The organism is Rhodococcus sp. WS3, assembly GCF_003797085.1.
Classification (GTDB): domain Bacteria; phylum Actinomycetota; class Actinomycetes; order Mycobacteriales; family Mycobacteriaceae; genus Rhodococcus_F; species Rhodococcus_F globerula.
On record NZ_RKMA01000001.1, the window covers coordinates 1,782,323 to 1,792,194 of the forward strand.

At 61.2% G+C, this 9,872-nt stretch carries 9 protein-coding genes; 6 read left to right on the plus strand and 3 right to left on the minus strand.

Annotated features, from left to right (window positions below; all coding sequences use genetic code 11):
• The first annotated feature begins 146 nt into the window (after positions 1-146).
• Positions 147-794 (plus strand): TetR/AcrR family transcriptional regulator, encoded by a 648-nt coding sequence (locus EEB13_RS08095; RefSeq protein ID WP_092802970.1) that lies wholly within the window; start codon positions 147-149, stop codon positions 792-794.
• A 43-nt stretch (positions 795-837) separates the two neighbouring features.
• Here EEB13_RS08095 and EEB13_RS08100 read toward each other — a convergent pair whose 3' ends face one another.
• Positions 838-2,451 (minus strand): amidohydrolase, encoded by a 1,614-nt coding sequence (locus tag EEB13_RS08100; RefSeq protein ID WP_033231632.1) that lies wholly within the window; start codon positions 2,449-2,451, stop codon positions 838-840.
• A gap of 119 nt (positions 2,452-2,570) precedes the next feature.
• On the opposite strand from EEB13_RS08100, the gene EEB13_RS08105 reads away from it, so the two are divergent.
• Positions 2,571-2,897 (plus strand): gas vesicle protein K, encoded by a 327-nt coding sequence (locus tag EEB13_RS08105; protein ID WP_080711607.1) that lies wholly within the window; start codon positions 2,571-2,573, stop codon positions 2,895-2,897.
• Positions 2,898-2,901: 4 nt separating this feature from the next.
• On the opposite strand, the gene EEB13_RS08110 is transcribed toward EEB13_RS08105, so the two are convergent.
• Together EEB13_RS08110 and EEB13_RS08115 are read right to left on the minus strand one after the other, a co-directional pair.
• Positions 2,902-3,675, minus strand: a complete 774-nt coding sequence (locus EEB13_RS08110; protein WP_141485008.1) for a class I SAM-dependent methyltransferase — start codon at positions 3,673-3,675, stop codon at positions 2,902-2,904.
• Between the two features lie 276 nt (positions 3,676-3,951).
• Positions 3,952-4,626, minus strand: a complete 675-nt coding sequence (locus EEB13_RS08115) for a TetR/AcrR family transcriptional regulator (RefSeq protein WP_095887978.1) — start codon at positions 4,624-4,626, stop codon at positions 3,952-3,954.
• Positions 4,627-4,786: 160 nt separating this feature from the next.
• Here EEB13_RS08115 and EEB13_RS08120 point away from each other — a divergent pair, with 160 nt between their 5' ends.
• The 4 genes from EEB13_RS08120 to EEB13_RS08135 all read left to right on the plus strand — a co-directional run bounded on the left by EEB13_RS08120 (position 4,787) and on the right by EEB13_RS08135 (position 9,848).
• The gene (locus EEB13_RS08120) at positions 4,787-6,247 is read left to right on the plus strand and encodes an MFS transporter (protein ID WP_141485009.1); all 1,461 of its coding nucleotides are present in this window, start codon (positions 4,787-4,789) and stop codon (positions 6,245-6,247) included.
• 322 nt (positions 6,248-6,569) lie between these two features.
• Positions 6,570-7,466, plus strand: a complete 897-nt coding sequence (locus EEB13_RS08125; protein ID WP_141485010.1) for a glycoside hydrolase family 16 protein — start codon at positions 6,570-6,572, stop codon at positions 7,464-7,466.
• Positions 7,467-7,592: 126 nt separating this feature from the next.
• Positions 7,593-8,603: an NAD-dependent epimerase/dehydratase family protein gene (locus tag EEB13_RS08130; RefSeq protein WP_141485011.1), complete on the plus strand. Its 1,011-nt coding sequence runs from the start codon at positions 7,593-7,595 to the stop codon at positions 8,601-8,603.
• 3 nt (positions 8,604-8,606) lie between these two features.
• Positions 8,607-9,848 (plus strand): hypothetical protein, encoded by a 1,242-nt coding sequence (locus EEB13_RS08135; RefSeq protein ID WP_141485012.1) that lies wholly within the window; start codon positions 8,607-8,609, stop codon positions 9,846-9,848.
• Positions 9,849-9,872 lie beyond the last annotated feature (24 nt).

The window sequence follows — 9,872 nt, forward strand, 5'->3', positions numbered from 1 at the left end:
CAGTCAGGGCGAGGGGCGAATATCCGAAACAGGCAGATATGGGTGCAACCAGAATTAATCGAATCAGTTTCGATTATGGTAGATCGTTGTGACCGGCGCCACAAGGGCATAATCGAATGAACTTCGATTTGAGAGGTGGGGGGACGATGGGAAGACCGCGTATCGCACGTCTGGACCGCGAACGAATTGCGGAGGCAGCGCTCGCGCTCGTCGATCGTGACGGCGACTTCAAAATGCCTGATCTTGCAAAACACCTGAATGTGCAGGTGTCATCCATCTATCACCATGCAAAGGGTCGCGCGGCCGTGGTGGAACTCGTTCGAAACCGCGTCGTACGGGAAATCGACGGGTCGGCGTTCGAGCGCCTAACCTGGGACGACGCGTTTACTGCATGGGCTCGATCGTATCGATCCGCGTTCAGTAGACACCCCACCTCGATCCGCCTCCTCGCTACGGAGACGGTGCGTGATCCCACGTCGCTATCGGTCTACTACGCTCCCGCAGAAGGCCTCCGGAAAGCCGGATTCCCGGACGACCACATCTTGGCGGTCATCACCGCTGCCGAGAACTTTCTCCTCGGCGCCGCACTGGATGCAGCGGCACCGGAAGTCATGATCGAAGCGGACTCGACAACACCCGACGACGCTCTGACTCTGGCGCTTGCTGCGGCGCCGCGGGGTCCAGCCAGAGCCGAACAAGCCTTCGAACTCGGTTGGATGGCTCTGCTGTCAGGCTTTCGACGTCTCCTCGAGGAAGTGCACGAGGTATCGGCGCGCCCAGCGTCCTCCTCGTGAGCCGCTGTGGCAGATCCAGGCAATGCACGATGACAGGCAGTGCTCAGTGAACTTGCTTACCTCCCAACCACGTTCGGGAGACAACCAGGTCGCTGAGCTCCTTGGCGGAGCCAAGTTGGCCGGGATCGACCGGAAGCTGGATCATGTCGGCTCGCATTCCCGGCCGAAGGCAACCCCACATGTCCTCTTCGAATCCCTGATAGGCGACGCCCGCCGAGTATGTTGCCAGGGCCCAATCGAGGCCGACGCGTTCGCGAGGCAGCCATCCTTCACTCGGGATACCAGCCGGCGTCTGGCGGTGAATCGCAGTGGCAATTCCCTTGATCGGTTCGAAGGCGGTGATGGGCCAATCGCTGCCGAATGCCACCCGCGCGCCGCGCTCAGCGAGGGTTCCGATGCGATATTGGCGGTCACCACGGTCGGCGCCGATCCGCGGAATGGTCAGCTCCGTCATCAGCGGGTCGAGCTGGGCCCATAGCGGCTGAAAGTTGGCGATCACTCCCAATGACGTGAATCGGTCCAGGTCGTTGCCATCAACCAATTGGAGATGCGCGATAGTGGCGCGTCGATCACGCGGGCCGTTGCATCGATCGACGTATTCGATTGCATCGAGGGCCATGCGTACACCTGCATCGCCGATGGCATGGATATGAATCTGAAAACCTAACCGGTCCACTTCAGCGGCAGCTCGACCGAGTTCATCGGTTGTCCAATTGCTGATTCCGTGGGAATGCGGGCAATCCGTGTACGGCGCGAGGAGCGCTGCCGTTCCGGCCTCGATGACACCGTCGGCAAAGAACTTCACCGTTCCTGCCTTGACTGCGTCGCCACCCCGTTCTGCGACCTTCTGCCGGGCTTCGACAAACGCCGGCAGGTCGCCCTGCCAACTCTCAGGTGTCGCTCGGAATGCAAGATTTACCCGGGTGGACAGGCGCCCACTTTCAGCGGTGGCCAGCCAGATCTCGACATCGCCTGGTTCGGTCCACGCGTCCTGCACCCAGGTGATACCTGCTGCGGCAAGCATTTTCGATGCTGCCGCAAGCGAATCAACTCCCGCATCGAGGGTTACGGCGGGCAATAATGCCAGTACCGGGTTGATCGCTCCCCATTCACGTAGGGTCCCGAGCAACTCACCGTCTGACGTTCGCACGATCTCTCCGCCGACCGGATCCGGCGTATCGCGCGTCAACCCGGCGCTTCGCAGTGCAGCGCTGTTGACCCACGCGGTGTGATAGTCCATCGTGCGCAGGACGACGGGCCTGTCCTCGACCACGCTGTCGAGCCAGCGAGCATCGAACCGACCGCCCGGAGCGAGGGTAGGCGACACGCCCTCACCGAAGATGCACTCGGCGTCGGGGTTCTCATCTGCCCAGCGACGCACCTCCTGCAAGACCTCATCGATGCTGTTGCAGTCGCGAATCTTGGCACCACGCATTTCCAGGCCACCCATCAACGGGTGAACATGACCGTCGCCGAACGAGGGCAGTAGTGCCCCACCCTCCAAATCGATGACTTCGGTTCGCGTCGACTTCAATGCACGAGCCTGCTCCCCCAGTCCAACCACGCGACCGCCGACCACAGCGAGCGCGTCGCTGACCGTCTGCACCGAATCCCCCGTGCGTATCGTGCCTCCGACAAAAAGTAGTTCGGCCTCCACCTACCGCACCTCCATGCATTAATCGAATTTGATTCGATTAATTTAGACGGCAGATTCATCGACGTCAATAGCAGTTTCCACGTTGCGATTTGAGTGCTTTACGGCGATTTCTTCTGTAGATGGGTGTGGGTCAAACGCGAGGCAATGCGTCAACGCCACTCAGACAACCGTCCGGTACGGCCTTCCTTGCCGTGATCTACCGGCGCCGCAAATTCACACCACACCCCGACCGCCCCTACGACGCGGTGCGGTCGGATTTGTTTGCAACACAAGCAGTGTCACCAGAAGATGTCGGCGACCTGTCCGACGCGCAGGTCGAACGCATCGGTACCACACTGATGTTGCTCGAGGAGAAGATGGAAGAGTTGCGCGAGCATTTTGATCCGACGCCCGAAGACCTCAACATCGATCTCGGCCCCCTCGGACCATTTCTTGCCGACAAATAAGTTTTCAGGAATGTTCTGCTGTCGCCAGCCACGCCGGAGCCAGAAGCCGGTCGCGGGAATCGAAGCCCAGCCCTTCGACGATAGCAGCCAAGGGCGAGTTAGCTTGGCGCGCAAACTCTCCGCGGGTGAACGCCGTGGTGTAAGTGGTACGTTCGAGGTGCCGGACGATCCAACCAGCGTCGGCTAACGTTCGACGCAGATTGTCCTCACTGATTCGATAAGGACCAGGAAATTCCTCTGGAACCTCATCCGAGAAGCACACCAGGTGAAGCCGGGCTTGGGGTCGGCAGGCTCGTAGTACTGCCTCGGCATACGGTTGGCGCTGATCTTCCGGGAAGCAGTGGTACAGCGCGCTGTCGAGAACAGTGGTGAACCGATTCTCGTATCCATCAAGCGTCATGGCGTCGGCAACATCAAAATCCACTGCCTTCTCGAGTCCCCGCAGACCGGCGCGTTCGCGTGCGATCCCAATCGCCGTAGGTGAGGCGTCGAGTGCACACACCTGGTACCCACGGTCGGCAAGAAACAGAGCGTTTTCACCCAGACCACAACCAATATCAAGGACTTCGCTCGCTAACTGGCCGTCAGCTTCGAGTTTCCGAACCACCGGTTGAGCTTCGCCGATATCCCATGGCACTCGGTCGAAGTCGAGTTCGTTGCGCTGTGCAGCGTCAGGCAACTCCGTATTGCGCGCAAAGGCATCGAAGTCGCCGCGATACAGCGCATCAAAATCGGCTGAACTCGGTTGGCGAGGCGGTTGGGATCCGTCGGCGGTCACAAACTCCTCCTACGCGTAGGGCATCCTGAGCTTTAGGGGTAGCCATGCTCATACAGCCCTAAACTCGTGAGTGGATTCTTGGCACATACGTGTGGGCTTCCACCGTCTGACTGGTCATGCGAAGCTCTCACGCGGTATGCAGTTCCGGCAGAACAGGATTCAGTCTCGGCGGACTGCCGCCCCACGCGCAGACAGGAACGATCACAACGTTCCCCCTCTGACGAAAGAGATTGCCAACCAGGGACATTGATCAATCAGATCCAGGAGAAACACATTTCAGCGCGTCACCGGCGCACTCCAGAGCCCGACGAGCGCGTCGACGATATCTGTCGTGAAGTCATCCCAGTTCGAGACCTCTACCGATTCGTCGCCGGCAAGGAGCCTTTCGCGTTCGGCACACATGTGCAGCATCACATACCGCGCCATTTCACCGCGGGCGCGCCGAACGTCGTCCGGCATGTCGGGCAGACAAGCGGCGAGCGCGCCGAGCATCTTTTGCAAGAGCTCCGATGACGAAACATCTTCGTAGACAACGGCCCGCAGCGTGGGATCGGCCATCAGCTGAACACTGAACCGCGCATACCACGCGGGTCCGGTCAATTCGTTGTAATGATCAGTGGACGCTCGAACCAGACATGTGATCCAGTCACGGAGATCTGTCGAACCTTTGACGTCGGCCAGCAACTCCTTGCGCTTCTGCTCGATCGGCGCGGCATGTTTGTTCACGATTGCACGGAGTAGATCGATTTTTGTGCCGAAGTGATATCCGACGGCGGCGTTGTTGCCCTGCCCAGCAGCCTCGCTCACCTGACGATTCGAGACGGCAAAGATCCCGTGCTCGGCAAACAACCGCTCCGCGACCTCGAGTATCCGCTCCCGAGTCGCAACGGAACGAAGAGAGCCCGCTGGGGTACCCGAATCGCTGATCGCATCTTCAGTTCTTGCTGCCACATCTACCGCCACAGTCAGGTGCTCGGCACTATGTGCGCACCGAGACGTTGATCACCATCGACCTCGCAGCGCTTGCGCGAAGTCAGTCAGCTGCTTTAACTTTATTCAATCAGTTGACTTAATTCAAGACTTCTTTACTTTTCTCCGATGGAGCTTCCCAATGTCGATATCCACTTCCGATTCCAGTAAAGCCGCACCGCCGTCAACTACTGCCGTAGTAGCAATTCTGGCGTTTGCCGGCATCGTGGTCTCGCTGATGCAAACGCTGGTCATCCCGATCATTCCGCACCTTCCGGAATACCTGAACGCGTCCGCCTCGGACACAGCCTGGGTAGTGACCGCCACCCTCCTCGCTTCAGCCGTTGCCGTCCCGACGATGGGCCGGTTGGGCGACATGTTCGGCAAACGCCGCCTACTCCTGATCAGCTTGGCACTTCTGGTGGTCGGCTCGATTGTGGGTGCCATGAGTTCGAGCGTTGTCCCACTCGTCTTTGGGCGCGTCCTCCAGGGACTCGCCGCTGGTGTCATCCCTCTAGGTATCAGCATCATGCGTGACGTGCTTCCGCCCAAGAAGCTGGCCGGCGCCGTCGCGATGATGAGCGCAGCCATGGGAGTCGGTGGCGCACTGGGACTTCCGATCGCAGCTATGATCGCCGAATACGCCAACTGGCACGTTCTGTTCTGGGCATCGGCAGTCCTCGGCGCCATCGTGACGGGTCTGATCCTGGTCATCGTGCCTGAATCGACTGTCCGCACCGGCGGCAAATTCGACTTCGTCGGAGCCCTCACACTCTCGGTCGCACTCATCACCCTGCTTCTGGCGATTTCCAAGGGCAATTCCTGGGGATGGGCGAGCGCACTCACAGTCTCGATGCTCGCTGCCGCCGTCATCGCATTCGCCATCTTCGCCTGGTGGGAACTGCGCAACCCGAAGCCACTGGTCAACCTGCGCGTGTCAGCACGTCGCCAAGTACTACTGACCAACCTCGCTTCCGTCGTCTTCGGATTCGCGATGTTCGCCTCCAGCATGGTGTTCCCCCAGGTTGTCCAACTGCCGGAAGCCACCGGCTTCGGACTCGGCGGGTCGATGCTCATCGCCGGTCTGGTCATGGCCCCATCCGGCATCATCATGATGCTCATCGCGCCGGTCTCCTCCAAGATCACCAACACCCACGGCCCCAAGATCACACTCATGATCGGTGCAGTCGTCGTTGCGATCGGATATCTCATCGGCATCTTCGCGCTGCACTCCATCTGGCAACTCGTCATGATCGCCCTCATCATCGGCGCAGGAACGGGTATGGCTTACGGCGCGATGCCAGCCCTCATCATGGGTGCGGTTCCCGCCTCGGAAACCGGTGCGGCCAACAGCTTGAACACCCTGATGCGCGCACTCGGCACATCGTTTGCCAGCGCAATCGCCGGCGTCGTCCTGGCTCAGATGACAATGACTCTCGGCGACACCACGCTGCCGACCGAGAACGCGTTCCGCGTCATCATGGCCCTGGCCGCGGGATCGGCCCTCATCGCACTTTTCCTGGCAGCATTCCTGCCGAAGTTCCGTAACCCGGCCCGCGACGTTCCCGACTACGTACCCGCGGAACCCGCAGCGGCTCACTGAACCGACACCGACACATTGCGAAAGCCGCCGGTACCCCATGGGGTAGCGGCGGCTTTCGTATTTCTTCGCTGCGATATATCTGCAGCATCCGTCACGTCAACATCCCAGAGGCGTCAACGAGCCGAAACCCAACCTACGCAGGGTTTCTGAGAGTCTTCTGAGTGCAGCCGGGGCTGTCTCGGTATTTCCCAGAACATGCAGGCGCTCGAGGTAGGTGCCCATTCCTGACCAAGAGTAAGTAAAGTACCCACGGTCTGCGATCGGCAAACTGGTCGTTCGACCCGTGCGTCGTGCCGCTCATTCAACCCTTTGGAGAAGTCAGATGCGTTTGCCCACCCAGCGGTCTCGCCGCCGCAGCACTGCCGCAGCGGCGCTGGTCGCCGCGACTGTGCTCGGGATCTTCTTGCCCTCGACCGCTCAAGCGCAACTCACCGGATCGGCCGGCTCGTCCGGTGGTGGCGTCAGCGGGACGCAGGCAGCGCCCCGAGCAGCGTTGCCCGGGTGGCGTGAGATCTTTGTCGACGACTTCACTACCGATGCTCCGATCGGCACCTTCGCAAACGACGAGTGCAACAACCCCGGCAAGATCGTCTACACCGGAACCGAGAACACGCGCTGGCGGACGTACCCCGAGTGCTACCTCGACACGTACAACAAGAATCCTTACCGCGCAGACGAGGTAGTCAGTGCCCACGACGGCGTGCTCGACTACTACCTCCATGACGTCGACGGCCGCCGCGCCGGGGCCAACATGTCCCCCGTCATCAACGGCGGCAGCCAGGCCCAGGTCTACGGACGCTACTCGGCGCGAGTCAAGGTAAGCCATCCGGCGATCACCGGTTACCGGTTGGCGATGCTGCTGTGGCCGGACTCCGAAGGATGGCCGGAAGAAGGCGAGATCAACTTCCCGGAGGGCCCGCTGACGGGACCCATCTACGGCTTCCACCACTACGCCGAGGACGGCGCGGACGCGAACTCCCAGGCACTCTCCGATGTCGACACCTCTACCTACGCGGATTGGCGTGTTGTCACGATCGAGTGGACTCCGTCGGTTGTTCGATTCATGCTCGACGACAAGGTCCTGCTCGAGTCCACGCGGGGAATCCCGGATACCGCGATGCGTTGGCAGCTCCAGCTCGAGTCCAGCCTGTACCCGGCTATCGGCGGCGGCAATTTCCTCGTCGACTGGGTGACCGTGCACGCGTGGGACGGCGCGTAACAATTTCCTGACAGCTGGTCGAGGCACAAAGCTGTGCCTCGACCAGCCCAATGGGCTTAGATTCCCGTTTTCGGACCCGATTGCCTAGACTCCCAAAAGTCATCGAAAGTAAGGGAAGGCAAACCTGTGCGCACCGCGGTTACCGGAGGAGCCGGATTCATCGGCTCGACGCTTGTGGATCGCCTGCGCAAGGACGGTCACCAAGTGCTCGTCATAGACGACTTGAGCCGCGGTCGGGTAGACAACCTCGACGCGGCGCTCGCGACCGCAGATGTCGACCTCGAAGTTCTCGACATTCGGGACGACAAGATCGGTCCGCTGTTCGAGACGTTCGCTCCCGAAGTGGTTTTCCATCTCGCAGCGCAAATCGACGTGCGGCACAGCGTCGCCGACCCGATCAACGACGCCGACGCCAATATCCTCGGCACTGTGAAAATCGGATCCGCGGCGATCGCGGCACAAGCTCGCAAGATCGTGTTCATGTCTTCCGGCGGTTCCATCTACGGATCACCGGAACACCTGCCCGTCTCCGAGCACGCTCCGGTCAACCCGCTCTCGCCCTACGCATGCAGCAAGATCAGCGCCGAGAACTACCTCAACTGCTTCCGGCAACTCCACGGTCTGGATTGCTCACACATCGCCCCGGCCAACGTGTACGGACCCCGCCAGGATCCACACGGCGAGGCTGGCGTCGTCGCAATCTTCGCGCGCGAAATGCTTTCCGGCGGAAACACTTTCCTGTTCGGCGACGGTGGAAATACGCGGGACTACGTCTTCGTCGAGGACGTGGTGACGGCGCTGATCGCAGCATCGGGCACCGCGGGCTCGGGACAACGCTTCAATATCGGAACCGGAGTCGAGACGTCCGACCGCGAACTACACGCATTGCTTGCGCACGCCACCGGCGTCGCGGCAGAACCCACGTGGATGCCGGCGCGACTCGGGGATGTTCGCCGGTCCGCGCTCGACGCCGCACTGGCACGCACGGAATTGGGATGGACCCCGTTGACGTCACTGTCGGAGGGGATCGCCCGCACCGTCGACTTCTTCCGAAAACTTGATACAGCGTCGTCCGATACAGCAACGTCGTCCGATACAGCACCGTCTTCCGATACAGCACCGTCGACGCTCGTCTGAAAAATGCCGGCATCCCCCAAAGCATCTCTTCGCGTCAGCCATCTGGACGTGATGCACAGCCGGACGCGGATCACGTCCGTCATCGGCCCCGTACATCTCCCTGACGACGCCACCATTGCCGCTCGACTTCGCACGATGGCCGAAGCAGGGCCACACACACGCCTCGGACTCAGACCGTCAGCGCACGGCAATCGGTGGACATTCGATCCCGAATCGTGTGCCCCCGAAGTAGTTCGGCTCGATCCGCCGACCTCCCCGATGGACCTGCTCGATATGGCGTCGAACGTCTCACGAGAGGATCACCCCACAACCGTCACAGTGGCCGGGAACTATCTCCGCACCGACCACAACCACGGTCTCGGTGAGGTCGCTCTGACGCTCATGATGAACGAGGTCATCCTCGGCATGATCGACCCCGCCGATCCTCAGGTGTGGCAACCGTCGCGTGCCTCGCTCTCGGGGATCACCACTGCCGCGCTACGCACCTACGGTTCGGATCCACGGCGCGGCTGGGCGCTGCGTCGATCACTCGATCGGACGCCGCGTCCCGCACAGTCCGGGCCGGTGGAACCGTGGACGCCCGCCCGCACTGCTGCCGTGGTCACCACTGATCCCGACACCGTTCGGTCGTTGCGCGCGTGGCGAGACCAGAACCTTCCGTCGGTGTCGATGTATGCCCTGACCGCTTCGGTGCTGCACCGCGCGCTGGCCGACGCCGGGCTCATCATCAATCCCGTTGCAACTGTGACCCTCGATGCCAGACGCTACCTTGCGGCAGGTCGAGTTCCGTTGGGAAACTTCGTCTCCGGACTCGAATTCGACCTGGGGCCGAACCCCACGCCCGGCCGCATCCACGAGGCCACGTCCGAGGCGGTGGCAACGGGCCGGCCCGTTGCGAATCTCGCCCTGAACATGATGCGGACCCGAATCGGCTTGCGAATCAACAATTCCGGCGCATATCCGATCAGTCGCCCTCGAGATCCCCAGGCCCAGCTGCTGTTTTCGAGCATCGGCCCGGTGCCGCGACAAGGTCAGGTTCCGTGGCTCACCGACGCGTCACCGTTCTACTCGGCGCACAACGACCCTGTCGGCCCAGAGGGCATAACGCTCACGTGGGCAATCGTGGAAGGTGCGCTCGCGACGACGGCGTCGTTCCACGGAAACGTGTTTGCGCAGGCGGTGGTGACGTCGGCCCTGGAGTGCGCTGCCACCGATCCGATTGCCTATTTGTCTTCTGTTAACTGACCCGATGTGCCCCGAGCCCATGGA